The organism is Bradyrhizobium sp. A11, assembly GCF_042077125.1.
GTDB lineage: Bacteria > Pseudomonadota > Alphaproteobacteria > Rhizobiales > Xanthobacteraceae > Bradyrhizobium > Bradyrhizobium japonicum_B.
Genome location: NZ_CP149509.1, coordinates 484,448 through 498,235 on the forward strand (window position 1 = coordinate 484,448; position 13,788 = coordinate 498,235).

General features: G+C 66.9%; 15 protein-coding genes and 1 tRNA gene. 11 read left to right on the forward strand and 5 right to left on the reverse strand.

The features are described from left to right. Nucleotides 1-59: 59 nt before the first annotated feature. The 4 genes from WI560_RS02150 to WI560_RS02165 all read right to left on the reverse strand — a co-directional run bounded on the left by WI560_RS02150 (nucleotide 60) and on the right by WI560_RS02165 (nucleotide 2,453). Nucleotides 60-461, reverse strand: coding sequence for an SRPBCC family protein (locus WI560_RS02150; protein WP_375306713.1), 402 nt, complete (start codon nucleotides 459-461; stop codon nucleotides 60-62). A gap of 147 nt (nucleotides 462-608) precedes the next feature. Beyond that, nucleotides 609-968, reverse strand: a complete 360-nt coding sequence (locus WI560_RS02155) for a VOC family protein (RefSeq protein ID WP_028138955.1) — start codon at nucleotides 966-968, stop codon at nucleotides 609-611. A gap of 56 nt (nucleotides 969-1,024) precedes the next feature. Further along, nucleotides 1,025-1,864, reverse strand: coding sequence for a helix-turn-helix transcriptional regulator (locus WI560_RS02160; protein WP_375306714.1), 840 nt, complete (start codon nucleotides 1,862-1,864; stop codon nucleotides 1,025-1,027). A 10-nt stretch (nucleotides 1,865-1,874) separates the two neighbouring features. Beyond that, the gene (locus tag WI560_RS02165) at nucleotides 1,875-2,453 is read right to left on the reverse strand and encodes a methylated-DNA--[protein]-cysteine S-methyltransferase (protein WP_257178556.1); all 579 of its coding nucleotides are present in this window, start codon (nucleotides 2,451-2,453) and stop codon (nucleotides 1,875-1,877) included. A gap of 174 nt (nucleotides 2,454-2,627) precedes the next feature. Here WI560_RS02165 and WI560_RS02170 point away from each other — a divergent pair. Beyond that, nucleotides 2,628-2,701 (forward strand) — tRNA-Gly (locus WI560_RS02170). 4 nt (nucleotides 2,702-2,705) lie between these two features. Here WI560_RS02170 and WI560_RS02175 read toward each other — a convergent pair. Further along, nucleotides 2,706-3,695 (reverse strand): alpha/beta fold hydrolase, encoded by a 990-nt coding sequence (locus tag WI560_RS02175; RefSeq protein ID WP_375306715.1) that lies wholly within the window; start codon nucleotides 3,693-3,695, stop codon nucleotides 2,706-2,708. A 170-nt stretch (nucleotides 3,696-3,865) separates the two neighbouring features. Between WI560_RS02175 and WI560_RS02180 the strand changes: the two genes are divergently transcribed. From WI560_RS02180 to WI560_RS02225, 10 genes are all read left to right on the forward strand, one after another. Then, nucleotides 3,866-4,447, forward strand: coding sequence for a helix-turn-helix domain-containing protein (locus WI560_RS02180; RefSeq protein WP_375306716.1), 582 nt, complete (start codon nucleotides 3,866-3,868; stop codon nucleotides 4,445-4,447). A gap of 24 nt (nucleotides 4,448-4,471) precedes the next feature. Further along, the gene (locus WI560_RS02185) at nucleotides 4,472-4,936 is read left to right on the forward strand and encodes a GNAT family N-acetyltransferase (RefSeq protein ID WP_375306717.1); all 465 of its coding nucleotides are present in this window, start codon (nucleotides 4,472-4,474) and stop codon (nucleotides 4,934-4,936) included. A gap of 97 nt (nucleotides 4,937-5,033) precedes the next feature. Continuing rightward, nucleotides 5,034-6,089 carry a LacI family DNA-binding transcriptional regulator gene (locus WI560_RS02190; protein WP_375306718.1) on the forward strand — a complete coding sequence of 352 codons (1,056 nt, stop codon included), beginning with the start codon at nucleotides 5,034-5,036 and terminating at the stop codon, nucleotides 6,087-6,089. 71 nt (nucleotides 6,090-6,160) lie between these two features. After that, nucleotides 6,161-7,618 (forward strand): xylulokinase, encoded by a 1,458-nt coding sequence (gene xylB, locus WI560_RS02195; protein WP_375306719.1) that lies wholly within the window; start codon nucleotides 6,161-6,163, stop codon nucleotides 7,616-7,618. Beyond that, entirely contained in the window at nucleotides 7,615-8,937 is a 1,323-nt protein-coding gene (gene xylA / locus WI560_RS02200) for a xylose isomerase (RefSeq protein WP_257178549.1), read from the forward strand. Before xylB ends, xylA begins: the two co-directional genes overlap by 4 nt. A 13-nt stretch (nucleotides 8,938-8,950) precedes the next feature. Continuing rightward, nucleotides 8,951-9,709, forward strand: a complete 759-nt coding sequence (locus WI560_RS02205) for an ATP-binding cassette domain-containing protein (RefSeq protein ID WP_375306720.1) — start codon at nucleotides 8,951-8,953, stop codon at nucleotides 9,707-9,709. Then, the gene (locus WI560_RS02210; RefSeq protein WP_375306721.1) at nucleotides 9,709-10,791 is read left to right on the forward strand and encodes an ABC transporter permease; all 1,083 of its coding nucleotides are present in this window, start codon (nucleotides 9,709-9,711) and stop codon (nucleotides 10,789-10,791) included. The genes WI560_RS02205 and WI560_RS02210 overlap by 1 nt, the downstream gene beginning before the upstream one ends. Before the next feature lie 96 nt (nucleotides 10,792-10,887). Continuing rightward, the gene (locus tag WI560_RS02215; protein WP_257178546.1) at nucleotides 10,888-11,820 is read left to right on the forward strand and encodes a sugar-binding protein; all 933 of its coding nucleotides are present in this window, start codon (nucleotides 10,888-10,890) and stop codon (nucleotides 11,818-11,820) included. A 102-nt stretch (nucleotides 11,821-11,922) separates the two neighbouring features. After that, nucleotides 11,923-12,900, forward strand: coding sequence for an aldo/keto reductase (locus tag WI560_RS02220; protein WP_375308972.1), 978 nt, complete (start codon nucleotides 11,923-11,925; stop codon nucleotides 12,898-12,900). A gap of 3 nt (nucleotides 12,901-12,903) precedes the next feature. Then, a complete protein-coding gene (locus WI560_RS02225) occupies nucleotides 12,904-13,755 on the forward strand; it encodes an amidohydrolase family protein (RefSeq protein ID WP_375306722.1) in 852 nt (283 codons plus the stop codon). Nucleotides 13,756-13,788 lie beyond the last annotated feature (33 nt).

Sequence of the window (13,788 nt, forward strand, 5' to 3'; positions counted from 1 at the left end):
CGCGACCATCATTGCGGCCGGCGAGGGCGGAGCTCTGTGCGAAAACTCACAGAGTGCGGTCAGGCCGCGGCAGCCGGAAACGCCTCGTGCAGGGCAGTGACAGCGTCCTTGGTCTGTTCCTGGACGTAAGCTGCAAGCTCGTTCGGCAGCATGTCGATGGTCCAGACCAGGCGGCATCTCCGCTCGCCGTCGGCGATCACCTGCACCGCGGCGCTGTAGTGCTTCAGCCGTTCGTTGCTGATGGCGTAGACGAGACGCCGGCGCGCGTCGTCGCAATCGACCAGCACCTCGCGTGCCACCGAACCGTTGGCGAAGGTGACGATGCGCGCATCGCCGTCGCGCGTGCAGGCGGTGACGAAGCCGGGCACCAGCCGTTCATGCAGCGCGCCGAAATCGCGAACCGCGTCCCAGACGTCGTTCGCCGCGGCGGGTAGGGGGATGTCGTTGTGGATGGAGGCCATGAAGCTGCCCTTGATGTTGTCAGGAGGTTGCCACACACGCCGTCATTGCGAGCGCAGCGAAGCAATCCAGCGATGTTTCCGCGGAGACAGTCTGGATTGCTTCGTCGCAAGAGCTCCTCGCAATGACGGAGCCGGCGGTTGGAGCGCTTAGCTACAAACCGCCTCGACATTGTTTCCATCAGGATCGATCAGGAAGGCCGCGTAATAGGTCGGGCTGTAATCCTTGCGCGGTCCGGCGCCGCCATTGTCGCGGCCGCCGCTCTTCAGCCCTTCGCTGTGGAACGCCTTGACCGCGTCATGGCTGCCGGCGCGAAACGCGATGTGCGCGCCATCGGCCTTGCGGCCCTTGTTGAGGTGCAGCCACAGCGCCGGCGCGTCCTTCGGCCCGAAGCCGGCATAGCCGTCGCCGCTGGAGCACAGCACGTAGCCGAGCGGCGCCAGCACCGCGGTGTAGAAGCGCGTCGCGGCGTCGAGGTCGGCAACGCGAAGTCCGATGTGATCGTACATGTTCGTCTCCATGTGCAAAGCGCGCCGAAAGTGGCGCGCGCCGGAGACGAAGCTAGTCAATGGAGGGCAAGCTGCTCTTGGAGAATCTTGCGCATCCCCTTCGAGGCCTGGCGAAACCTGGTCGGCGATACGCCCGCCGCGCGGTGGAAGGTGCGGACGAAGTTGGAGAGATCGCCGAAACCGACGTCATAGGCGACGTCAGTGACCGCGATGTCGTCGTCGGCGAGCAGCCGTGCCGCGTGCCGCAGCCGCGAGCGCACCAGATATTGATGCGGGGTGACGCCGAGCACGCTGGAGAACAGCCGCAGGAAGTGGAACGGGCTGAGGCCCGCCTGCCTGGCGGCCTGTTCGAGATCGACCTCTTGATGCGAATTGTCGTCGATCCACAGCGCGGCCTCCACTGCGCGGCGGCGGTCGCGCGCATTGGGCGTGGCCGGCTTGCGCGGCCTGCCCGAGACGATTTCGACGAACCGGCCGGCCAGGATCTGGCCGACCTCGTCGAGGCCGATGTCGCTGTTGCCGTCTGCCGCCGTCTGGGCAAGCTCGCCCAGCACCATCAATTCGGGCAGCGGCGGCGTGGCGCCGATCTGCCAGACCTCGCGCCGCCCATTGAGGCCATCGACCATGTCGTCGCTGAGGAAGAACGACAGGCAGACGTCGCCGCTGACATGCTCATGGGTGCAGGTGTATTCCTCGCCGGGCGCGCCGACCAGCATCGAGCCCGCCACCAGCTCGAAGAACCCGGCGCGGCAATTGCAGCCGAAGCTGCCCGAGCGGACATAGGCAATGGAATGCCCGGTGCGGCATTCGGCAAACGGTGTATCGTCCGGTCCCGCATCGCAGCGAAACTCGCAGACCGTGATCGATTGTGACGTCAGCAATGTGGTCGCGTCCATGCCGCCTTATCTAGGTGGACGGCCTCGGCGGAGCAACGGGCAGCAGCACCTCGAACAGCGTCTTGCTGGCGACGGGGTGGGCGCCCTCCAGCGCCAGCAGCCGCCGCTTGGAGATCACCCCGCCATAGGGCGAGAGCCGGTCGGTGTAATTGCCGGCCTCCAGCACCCGGTGGCAGGGCACGATCAACATGTAGGGATTTTTGGCGATCGCCTGCGCCACCGAATGCGCCGCGCCTGAGGCACCCAGCGCCTTGGCGACCTCGTGATAGGTGCGCGTCTCGCCGCGCGGAATCGAGCAGGCGAACTCATAGACGCGCCGGTTGAAGCCGGGCACGCCGCCGGCATCCAGGCTGACCTCGGAAAAATCGGGATCGCGGCCCTGCAGCAGGGCCGTGATGCCCTCGATCGCAAGCTCGGCATTTTCGCACGGCCGCTGCTCGCGCGCCTCGGGATGGACCTGGAAGATCCGGCGGCGGGTGTCGATCTCCCGCGCTTCCGGCAATTGCACCGCGACGACGCCGGTGCCGCTCCAGATGATGCCGCAGCGGCCTATGGCCGTGTCGAATATCGAATAGCCGCGCCCCACCATGCACACGCCCCACTCAGTGCACGTTTCTCCCCAGACATCCGATCATAACACCGCCACAATCCGGCGCACCAGGAATCTTGCCAAACCGTTAAGAAGCGTTCTGCCGGGCACGCCAAACCGCTTGGCGGCAGGCGCCGTCTCGGCTAATCAGGAGGCGCGCGGCTTCGCGCATCCGCGGGCGTAGTTCAATGGTAGAACGGCAGCTTCCCAAGCTGCATACGAGGGTTCGATTCCCTTCGCCCGCTCCAACGCTTACTTCAGACTTCGCAGAAACTCCACAATCGCCGCGTTCACCTCCGCCGGCCGCTCCTGCTGCGTCCAGTGTCCGCAGCCGGGCAGCATCTTGACCTCGCGCAGCTGCGGCACCCATTGCTTCATGTTGGCGAGCTGCTCGGCCGCGCCGGGGAAGGCGACGACCATGTCATGATCGCCGGCGATGAAGAGCGAAGGCACGGTCACCTTCACGCCCTCGAAGGCACCCATCAGCTCCCAGTTGCGATCGATGTTGCGGTAGTAGTTGAGCGGCCCGCGAAATCCGCTGCGGGCGAATTCGGCGCCGTAATAGTCGAGGTCGGCGGCGCTCAGCCACGACGGAAGCGGCACCTGCACCTTCGGCAGCATCCCGTCCTTGCGAGAGACCATGCCGACGCCGACGGTCCGGCCCTGACGCTCGGCATTGGCGCGGATCGCCGCCGCTCCCTCGCCGGAGCCGCCATAGAGCATGGCGCCGAGCGTTGCGCGCGGATCGCGCTCGAATTCCGCTTCGGCGACGCCCGGCTCCTGGAAGTAAAGCTGATAGAACTGCGTATCCGCCGTCTGCGGCATGACGCTCGTCGGCCGCACTGGGCTTCGTGGCCGATAGGGTACGCTGAGGATGGCGGCGGCGCGAAAGCGATCAGGCCGCAGGCGCGCCGTGTGCCAGGCGATCGTCGCGCCCCAGTCGTGCCCGACGATGACGGCATCCTTCGCCTCGAAGGCGTCGAGCACGCCGACGAGATCGCCGACCATGTGGAGGATCGTATACTGATCGATCGCTTCAGGCCGATCGCTCTTGCCATAGCCGCGCATGTCGGGCGCGACCGCGTGATAGCCGGCCGCTGCCAGCGCCTCGAGCTGGTGCCGCCAGGAGTACCAGCCTTCCGGAAAGCCGTGGCAGAGTAGCACCATTGGCCCCTTGCCCTGCTCGGCGACGTTGAGGCTGATGCCATTGGCTTTAATCGTCCGCTGCGTCGGCTCGCCCATGTCATCGCCTCCCGGTCATCGCGGTCGGCGGATCCTAATCCGCGCTGCAGGCTTCGCAAAGATTCTAATATGTTAGCCTGCCGCTCCCGGCACGCCCGCCTCGCCCGCCTTAAGCTTCTCTCGCCCGGCGGATGCGGTCCCTGCGCCGGGTGATGTCTGGATGAGAGGCGATGGACCAGCAGAAACTCGACCGCGCGATCGGTCGCCGCTTGAAGACGCTGCGGACGCAGGCGGGCATGACGTTGAACGAGCTCGCCGGCCGCTCCGGGGTCAGCCGGGCCATGATCGGGCGAGTCGAACGGGCGCAGAGCAGTGCGACGGCTTCGCTGCTCAACAAGCTCTGTGCAGCGCTCGATGTCACGCTCAGCGACGTCGTCGCGCTCGCCGAGAAGCCGCCGGAGCGGCTGGTGCGGCTCGCCGACCAGCCGCATTGGCGCGACCCCGACAGTGGCTACCGCCGGCGGCACGCCTCGCCGCCGGATGCGGCGAGCGGCATCGAGATCATCGTCGTCGACCTGCCGGCCGGCGCGCGCGTGTCGTACAGCCCCTGGGGTCGCAACGCCTTCACCCAGCAGCTCTTGATGCTGGAGGGCGCGGTCTGCGTGCATATCGACGCCAAGACGGTGCGCCTGCGCGAGGGCGACTGCCTGGATTTCGACGTGATGCGTGCGGTGACCTTCGAGAACGAAACCAGGCAGGACGCGCGCTACGTCATCATCACACGGCGCGGCTCCTCCTACGGGAAGATGTGAGATCATGGAGTGGAGACCCTGACGATGCAGATCCGCACCGGCGACACCTTCGATCCGCGCGTCGTCGCGCTGCTCGATCATCACGTCACGTCGGCGCGGGCGCAGACCGCGCCGGGCAGCGCGCATGCGCTCGACCTCGCGGGCCTTCGCGCCGACGATGTCGCGTTCTGGACCGGGTGGGACGGCGAGCTGCTCGTCGCCACCGGGGCGTTGAAGACGCTTTCGGCCGTCCATGGCGAGGTGAAGTCGATGCACACGCTTCAGACCACGCGGCGGCGCGGCTTCGGCGGCCAGATGCTCCGCCACATCATCGCGGAGGCCCGCGCGCGCGGCTTGAGGCGACTCAGCCTCGAGACCGGTTCATGGGATTATTTCAAGCCGGCGCATGCGCTCTACCAAGCCCACGGCTTCGTCCTCTGCGGCCCGTTCGAGGGTTATCGCGATGATCCCAATAGCTTTTTCCTGACGCTCGATCTGACCCAAGGCTGACTGCCGGCCGGGGCTTCGGCCAGTTTGCGCGCGGCAGCGCATTCCCGTCCGACAAAATGAGTTGCGTACCTCAAAACACCTCTGCTAGCCTTCAGCCATGGCCGAGACCCTGACCGCGAGTGCGCTGACGCTGAAGGACATCGCCCGCGAGGCGGGCGTCAGTCTCGCGACGGTGGACCGCGTCCTGCACAACCGGCCGGGCGTGCGGCCCGAAACGGTGCGACGCGTCAAGGCGGCGATCGAGCGCAATTCGTTCCAGCCCCATGTCGCCGCCGCCGAGCTTGCCCGCGGCCGCGCCCGCCGCTTTGCCTTCGTGATGCCGTCGGGGCCGAACCCGTTCATGCAGCAGATCGAGGCCTATCTCGGCGAGATGTCGGGCTGGCTCTCGGCCCGCCGCCTCAGCGTCGAGATGGTCGCAACCGACGTGTTCGATCCCTCCGTGCTTGCGGCCTCGCTCGAGGCGCTCTCCGGCGATTGCGACGGCGTCGCCGTGGTGGCGCTGGATCACCCCAGCGTTCGTGCCGCGATCAACGACCTCGTCGATGCCGGCACCCAGGTGGTGACGCTGGTGTCGGACGTGCCGTCGTCGCGCCGCCACCATTATGTCGGCATCGACAACATCGCGGCGGGCCGCACCGCCGGCGCGCTGGTCGGACGACTGGTCGGCCAGAAGTCCGGCAAGGTCGCGATCGTCGCGGGCTCGCAGGGCCTGCGCGACCATGCCGAACGCATCTTCGGCTTCAACCAGGTGATGACCTCGGAATTCCCCGGTCTCAGCGTGCTGCCGGTGCTGGAAGGGCGCGACCAGGACGATCGCTCCGAGCAGGTGCTGGCGCGGCTGCTCGCCAAGCATGCCGACATCGTCGGCCTCTATAATGTCGGCGCCGGCACCCAAGGTGTCGCCAAGGCGCTGAACGACAAGGCGTTGAGCGATGCCGGCCGCGACAAGGTGGTGTTCGTCGGTCACGACGTCACCGTGCTGACGCGCCGCCTGCTGCTGCAGGGCGTGATGGATGCCGCGATCTCGCAGAACCCCGGGCATGAAGCGCGCGCCGCCGTGCGCGTGCTGCTCGCGCTCGCCCGCGGCGAGCCGATCTTGCGCGAACAGGAGAAGATCAGGATCGACATCGTGATGCGGGACAATCTGCCCTAGCTATCGAATGGGCCGTAGCGAAAAGCGCGACATCAAGATCGTGCAGCGCAATGAGGAAAGAGGAGGACGATTTGTATCTCGGACTGGACATCGGCACGTCCGGCGTGAAAGCGGTGCTCGTGAGCGAAGCCGGCGCGATCGTCGCGACCGTCGCGCGCGAGCTCGCGCTGTCGCATCCGGCGCCGCTGTGGTCCGAGCAGGACCCCGATGCCTGGGTCGATGCGGCGATCGGCGCGGTCGACGATCTCGCAAGCCGCCATCCGCGCGAAGTAGCGAGAGTTCGCGGCATCGGCCTGTCCGGCCAGATGCATGGCGCGACGCTGCTCGATGAGGACGGCAAGCCGCTGCGCCCGGCGATCCTCTGGAATGACGGCCGCTCGCAGGCCGAATGCGCGGTGCTGGAGCGGCGCTGTCCATCGCTGCACGCGATCGCCGGCAACCTGGCCATGCCCGGCTTCACGGCGCCGAAGCTGCTGTGGATCGCGCGGCACGAGCCGAAAATTTTCGAGCGCGTCGCAAAGGTGCTGCTGCCCAAGGCCTATGTGCGTTATCGCCTCACCGGCGAGATGGTCGAGGACATGTCCGATGCCGCCGGCACGCTGTGGCTTGATGTCGGCGAGCGGCGTTGGTCGGCCCTGCTGCTGCACGCCACCGGGCTCGACCTCCATCACATGCCGCGCCTCGTCGAGGGCAGCGCGGCGAGCGCGCTGCTCGCGCCGGATTATGCGCAGCGCTGGGACATGAGGAAGGACGTCGTGGTCGCGGGCGGCGCCGGCGACAATGCCGCGAGCGCGATCGGGCTCGGCGCAATCGCGCCCGGCGATGCCTTCCTGTCGCTGGGAACATCAGGCGTTCTGTTCCGCGTCACCGATCGCTTCGCACCGGCACCGGCCGCGGCCGTGCACGCCTTCTGCCACGCACTGCCCGGCCTCTGGCATCAGATGGGCGTGATGCTGTCGGCTGCGGCTTCGCTGGCCTGGCTCTCCGGCGTGATGGAGGTGCCGGCTGCAACGCTGCTGGCGCCGCTCGGCGAGCGCGTCGATGCGCCGAGCCCGATCAGATTTCTGCCCTATCTCGACGGCGAACGCACGCCGCACAACGATGCCGCCGCGAGCGGCGCCTTTGTCGGCCTGCGCGGTGCCACCGGCCGCAGCCAGATCGTCCAGGCCGTGCTCGAAGGCGTCGCCTTTGCCGCGCGCGACAATCTGGCGGCGCTGAGCGCGGCGAGCGGGCCCATTGCCGAGGTCGATCTCGTCGGCGGCGGCTCGCGCTCGCCGCTATGGGCACAGATCTGTGCCGACGTGCTCGGCATTCCCGTTCACCGCGTCGAGGAGGGCGAGGTGGGAGCGGCCCTCGGCGCCGCGCGGCTCGGCCGGCTCGCGGCCACCGGCGAGAGCCCCGAGACGGTCTGCACCCGGCCGCGGCGGCTCGCGAGCTTCACGCCCCGCGCTTCCCTCGCTGCCGCCTATGACGAAGCCTATCGGCGATGGCGCGAGCTTTATCCCGCATTGAAGGAGCCTCTGAAGTGAACGCGTCAGCCAAATTCTTCGATGCGAGCGCACCTGTCGCCTTTGCCGGCCAGGACGCGGGACCGGCGCCCGCGTTCCGCTGGTACGACAAGGACCGCATGGTCCACGGCCGCAGGCTCGAGGATCACTTGCGCTTTGCGGTCTGCTATTGGCATTCGTTCTGCTGGCCCGGCGGCGATCCCTTCGGCGGCGAGACGTTCCTGCGGCCCTGGCATCACGGCAGCGATGCGATGGCGCAGGCGCGGGCCAAGGCCGATGTCGCCTTCGAGCTGTTCCGCCTCCTCGACGTGCCCTACTTCACCTTCCACGACGTCGACGCGGCGCCGGAGGGCGCTTCGCTCGCCGAGTCCGTCGCCAATCTCAACGCGATCGCCGACCTGTTCGAAGCGAAGATGGCATCAGCTAAGGTCCGTCTGCTCTGGGGCACTGCGAACCTGTTCACGCATCGCCGCTACATGGCGGGTGCGGCGACCAATCCCGACCCCGAGATATTCACCTACGCGGCCGGCCAGGTCCGCGCCGCGCTGGAGGTGACGCACCGGCTCGGCGGCCAGAACTATGTGCTGTGGGGCGGGCGCGAGGGCTATGAGACGCTGCTCAACACCGATCTCAAGCGCGAGCTTGATCAGCTCGGCCGCTTCGTCTCGCTCGTCGTCGAGCACAAGCACAAGATCGGCTTCAAGGGTCCGGTCCTGATCGAGCCGAAGCCGAAGGAGCCGACCAAGCACCAGTATGATTTCGACGTCGCCACCTGCTACGGCTTCCTCGAACGTTACGATCTGCTGAAAGACGTCAAGCTCAACATCGAGCAGAACCACGCCATCCTCGCCGGCCATTCCTTCCACCACGAGGTCGCGCTGGCCGAGGCGCTCGGCGTGTTCGGCTCGCTCGACATCAACCGTGGCGACGATCTGCTCGGCTGGGATACCGACCAGTTCGCGATGAACGTGCCGGAGCTGGCGCTGGTGTTTCACGAGATCCTGAACCGCGGCGGCTTCACCACGGGCGGGCTCAATTTCGATGCCAAGATCCGCCGCCAGTCGATTGATCCCGACGATCTGATCCATGCCCATGTCGGCTCGATGGATGCTTGTGCGCGGGCCTTCCTCGCCGCCGCCGATATGGTCGACGCCGGCACGCTGAGTGCGCCGCTTGCAAAGCGCTACGAGGGGTGGGCGGGCCCAGAGGGCCGCGCCATTCTCGGCGGTCAGCGTTCGCTGGCCGATCTCGCCGACCGTGCCATGTCTCCCGACTTCGATCCGCAGCCGCGCTCGGGCCGTCAGGAATATCTGGAATCCCTGGTCAACCGCTATGTCTGAGGAAACGCCGCTGATGACGAAGACTGACACCACACCGGTGCTCGAGCTCACCGGCATCGGCAAGGAATTCGGCGCCATCCGCGCGCTGCACGAGGTCGACCTGCAGGTCATGCCGGGGGAGGTGGTCGGCCTGATGGGCGACAACGGCGCGGGCAAGTCGACGCTGGTCAAGATCATCGCCGGCAATTTCCGTCCCAGCCATGGCGAGATCCGTTTCGCCGGCAGCGCGGTCCATTTCAGCCGGCCCGTCGATGCCCGCGCGGTCGGCATCGAGGTCGTGTATCAGGACCTCGCGCTGGCCGACAATCTGACGGCGGCGGCCAACGTGTTCCTCGGCCGCGAGCTGAAGCGCAAGTTCGGACCGGTCGCGTTGCTCGACCACAAGGCAATGGCGGCGCGGGCGCTGGAGCTGTTCGGCGAGCTGCGCTCGGAAACGCGCCCCGACGATCTCGTCAAGCAGATGTCCGGCGGCCAGCGCCAGGCGGTTGCGATCGCGCGCACGCGGCTCTCCAACGCGCGGCTGGTGATGATGGACGAGCCGACCGCCGCGATCTCGGTGCGTCAGGTCGAGCAGGTGCTCGGCCTGATTCACCGGCTGAAGGAGCAGGGGGTTGCCGTGATGCTGATCTCGCACCGCATGCCCGACGTGTTCGCGGTATGCGACCGCGTCATCGTCATGCGCCGTGGCGAGAAACGCGCCGACAAGCCGATCCACCAGACCTCGCCGGAGGAAGTCACCGCCCTCATCACCGGCGCGAAGGAGGCGGCATAATGGCCATGCCCATGGAATCTCCGATCAGCTTCACCAATGTGGGCCGGATCAAATGGTGGCAGCGCGGCATCTTCGCCTCGCAGACCGGCTACGTGCTGCTCGCGCTGGCGGTGCTGCTGGTGATCATGCATTTCGCCAGCCCGTATTTCTTCACCGAAGGCAACATGCAGAACGTGGCGAAGAACTTCTCCTTCATCGCCATCGCCACGCTCGGCGTCACCTTCGTGATCATCACCGGCGGTATCGACCTCTCGGTCGGCTCGATGATGTGCTTCTCCGCCATGATCACCTCGATGGTCATGACCGAGCTGTCGTCGCCCGGCTCGCCCGCCGGCGCCTTGTTCGTGCACATGGCGGCTGACGGCAAGACCGTGCTGGCCAACGTGCCCGGGCTGATCCTGCTGGTCTCGGTCCTGGCCGGGCTCGGCGTGGCGCTGATCGCCGGGCTCGTCAACGGCTTCTGCATCGCCGTGCTCGGCCTATCGCCCTTCGTCACCACGCTCGGCATGCTCTCGATCGTGCGCGGGCTCGGCTATGTCGTCTCCAACGGCCGCGGCAGCTTTCCGGGCGGGCCCGACGCCGATTATTTCTACGCCGCGACCTCGGGTGACGTGCTCGGCGTGCCCGTGCCGTTCATCTATCTGGTTGTCCTCGCGCTCACGATGGCCGTGGTGCTGCACCACACCGCGTTCGGCCGCCACGTCTTCGCGCTCGGCGGCAACGAGAAGGCGGCCGAGCTGACCGGCATTCCGGTGGTGCGGGTGAAGATCGAGGTCTACGTGATCTGCGCGCTCGCCGCCGGCCTGCAAGGCATCATCATCTCGGGCTGGCTCGGATCGGCGCCGGCCAACATGGCGACCTCCTACGAGCTCAACGTGATCGCGGCCGCCGTCATCGGCGGCGCCAACCTTGCCGGCGGCATCGGTGGTCCGCTCGGCGCCATCGTCGGCTGCGTGCTGCTGGAGGTGATCCGCAACGGCCTCGTGCTGGCGCAGGTCTCCTCCTACTGGCAGCAGACGCTGGTCGGGGTGATCATCATCCTGGCCGTGCTGGTCGACCGCATCCGCTCGCGGATGACTTGAATTGACGTGGTTCTCGGGAAGGCAACGAAAACGCCGCCCGTCCGCTTCCCGGACGATCTTGAAAAGGACGGGCACCAAACAAGAGTGGAGGAGACAATGAGGAAACTTCTTCTGGCCGGCATCGCGGTTGCGATGATGGCGACGCCGGCATTCGCCGCGAACTACCGCTTCGTCATCGTGCCGAAGGCGATGAACAATCCGTTCTTCGACTTCGCGCGCGACGGCTGCCTGAAGCGTGCCAAGGAGCTCGGCAACATCGAGTGCATCTACAAGGGACCGGTCGAGCACGAGCCGGCGACGCAGGCGCAGATCATCCAGGACTTCGTCACCCAGAAGGTCGACGGTCTCGCCATCTCGGTCGCCGACGTCGCGGCCATGACCAAGTCGATCGAGGCGGCGACCGCCGCCGGCATCCCCGTCATCACCTTCGATGCCGACGCACCCGGCTCCAAGCGTCTCGCCTATATCGGCACCAACAACAAGGAGTTCGGCGTCGCGCTCGGCAAGCAACTCTTGAAGATGCGGCCCGACGGCGGCAAATACGCCATGGTCTCCGGCGGACCAGGTGCCAAGAACCTCGCCGAGCGCGTCGATGGCGTGCGCGAGGCGCTGAAGGGCTCGAAATGGGCCGAGGTCGCGGGCTCCCCGACGTTCTGCAACGACGATCCCGCGCTGGCGGTGCAGCAGATGACTGATATGCGCACCGCGACGCCCGATCTCGCCGCGATCGTGCCCATCGGCGGCTGGCCGATGTTCGCTCCCGAAGGCTTCAAGGCCTTCGCGTCCAGGAACAAGAAGGACATCGATTCCGGCAAGTTCACCCTGGTCGTCGCCGATACGCTGAAGATGCAGCTCGAGCTGCTGCGCGACGGCTATGCCAATGCGCTGGTCGGCCAGCGTCCGTTCGAGATGGGCGAGAAAGCGATGGATACGCTGCTCGCCATCAAGAAGGGCGAGAAGGTGCCGGAGATCGTCTACACCGGCCTCGATCTCGTCACCAAGGACAACGTCGCGCAGATGTTGAAGTAGGAGCGCCCGCCAGCCCCGCGTTCCTGCATGCCTCTCCCGCTTGCGGTTTCCGCAAGCGGGAGAGATGATTTGGACTGTTGGAATGAAGACAAGGCCATGGGAATGAAACGATCGCGGCTCGGCTCGCTCGACGTCACCTCAATCGGCCTCGGCTCCGCGCCGCTCGGCGGTCTGTTCAGTCCTGTGAGCGATGCCGATGCGGAGGCGACGATCGCGCGCGCCTGGTCGCTCGGGGTGCGATTCTTCGATACCGCGCCGCTCTACGGCTTTGGCCTCGCCGAGCGGCGGCTCGGGGCCTTCCTGCGGCAACAGCCGCGCGAGTCCTACGCCATCTCGACCAAGGTCGGCCGCCTGCTGCGCGTGCCCGAAGGCGCGGCCACTGAGGACGAGCACTACAAGGGCACGTCGCGCGAGCGGCCGGTGTTCGACTTCAGCTATGACGGCGTGATGCGCTCGGTCGAGGAAAGCCTTCGCCGGCTCGGGCTCGACCGCGTCGACGTTATGCTGGTGCACGATCCCGACGATCATTTTGACGAGGCCGTCACAGGTGCCTTCCGCGCGCTGCAGCGGCTGCGCGAGGACGGCACGGTCAAGGCGATCGGCGCCGGCATGAACCAGTCGGAGATGTTGGTTCGATTCGCGGAAGCCGCGCCGGTCGATTGCTTCCTGCTCGCCGGGCGCTACACGCTGCTCGACCAGGGCGCGCTGGATGCGCTGTTTCCGGTCTGCACGGCCCAGAACATCGGCATCCTGCTCGGCGGCATCTACAACAGCGGCATTCTGGCCGATCCGCACACGGGCGCGAAGTTCAACTATCAGGATGCCGATGCCTCACTGGTGGCGCGGGCGCTGGAGCTCGAGGCGCTCTGCCGCAAGCACGGCACCGAGCTGAAGGCCGCCGCGCTCCAGTTCTGCATGGCGCATCCGGCCGTGACGGTCGCGGTGATGGGGGCGCGCAATGCCGCGGAAGTTGCCGACAACATCGCGATGTCGGAGAAGACGGTGCCCGCCGCGTTCTGGCAGGAGCTGCGTGCGCGAAACCTCGTCGATGCGCGCGTGCCGCTGCCGACGGGAGCGTAAGGCATGATCATCGATGCCCACCAGCATTTCTGGGATCCGGCGCGCGCCGACTATCCCTGGATGGCGGCGGACGAGCTCGCGCCGATCCGCCGCGCGTTCGGCCCGGCTGATCTGGCGCCATTGCTGAAGGCGAACGGCATCGATGCCAGCATCGTGGTGCAATGCCGCTCCTCGATCGAGGAGACCAAGGAATTCTTAGCGATCGCGCATGCGACGCCGTCGGTGATCGGCGTCGTCGGCTGGGCCGACCTGACCGACGGGGCGCTCAGCGATACGCTCGCCCGGCTGCGCGGCTTGCCGGGCGGAGACAAGCTGGTCGGCATCCGCCACCAGGTGCACGATGAAGCCGATCCCGATTGGCTGCTGCGCGAGGACGTCCAGCGCGGGCTCACGGCTGTGTTCGCGCATGATCTCACCTATGATTTCCTCGTCCGCACCCGCGAGCTGCCCGCCGCGACCGCAACCGCGCAGGCCTTTCCGCAAGCGCGCTTCGTGCTCGACCACGCGGCCAAGCCGCCGATAGCGGACGGCGGCAGCGCCGAATGGTCGGGCCACATCGAGGCGCTCGGGACCTGCGGCAATGTCTGGTGCAAGATCTCGGGCCTTGCGACCGAGGCAGTTTGGAACGACTGGGATGCGGAGCGCCTGTTTCCGTTCGTCGCACACGCCGCAAGCTGTTTCGGCGAGGACAGGCTGATCTTCGGCTCCGACTGGCCGGTGTGCCTGCTTGCGGGAAGCTACGGCGAGATCAAGAACGCGCTGGAAGCCTGCCTGGCGAAGCTTGGCCCGCAGGTGCGGGACAAGGCTTTTGGTGTCAATGCGGCGCGGGCATACCGACTGAGGATCGCAGCTTAGCGCCCGAGTGCGCGCCTCGTCCTTCGAGACGCG

Bases quoted from the DNA above. Each gene is read 5' to 3' on its own strand.
- WI560_RS02180 (WP_375306716.1), top strand. From the start codon at position 3,866: ATGGACCAGCAGAAACTCGACCGCGCGATCGGTCGCCGCTTGAAGACG.
- WI560_RS02215 (WP_257178546.1), top strand. From the start codon at position 10,888: ATGAGGAAACTTCTTCTGGCCGGCATCGCGGTTGCGATGATGGCGACG.
- WI560_RS02220 (WP_375308972.1), top strand. From the start codon at position 11,923: ATGAAACGATCGCGGCTCGGCTCGCTCGACGTCACCTCAATCGGCCTC.
- WI560_RS02175 (WP_375306715.1), bottom strand. From the start codon at position 3,695: ATGGGCGAGCCGACGCAGCGGACGATTAAAGCCAATGGCATCAGCCTC.
- WI560_RS02165 (WP_257178556.1), bottom strand. From the start codon at position 2,453: ATGGTGGGGCGCGGCTATTCGATATTCGACACGGCCATAGGCCGCTGC.
- WI560_RS02210 (WP_375306721.1), top strand. From the start codon at position 9,709: ATGGCCATGCCCATGGAATCTCCGATCAGCTTCACCAATGTGGGCCGG.
- WI560_RS02160 (WP_375306714.1), bottom strand. From the start codon at position 1,864: ATGGACGCGACCACATTGCTGACGTCACAATCGATCACGGTCTGCGAG.
- WI560_RS02150 (WP_375306713.1), bottom strand. From the start codon at position 461: ATGGCCTCCATCCACAACGACATCCCCCTACCCGCCGCGGCGAACGAC.
- WI560_RS02155 (WP_028138955.1), bottom strand. From the start codon at position 968: ATGTACGATCACATCGGACTTCGCGTTGCCGACCTCGACGCCGCGACG.
- WI560_RS02225 (WP_375306722.1), top strand. From the start codon at position 12,904: ATGATCATCGATGCCCACCAGCATTTCTGGGATCCGGCGCGCGCCGAC.
- WI560_RS02190 (WP_375306718.1), top strand. From the start codon at position 5,034: ATGGCCGAGACCCTGACCGCGAGTGCGCTGACGCTGAAGGACATCGCC.
- WI560_RS02205 (WP_375306720.1), top strand. From the start codon at position 8,951: ATGACGAAGACTGACACCACACCGGTGCTCGAGCTCACCGGCATCGGC.
- WI560_RS02185 (WP_375306717.1), top strand. From the start codon at position 4,472: ATGCAGATCCGCACCGGCGACACCTTCGATCCGCGCGTCGTCGCGCTG.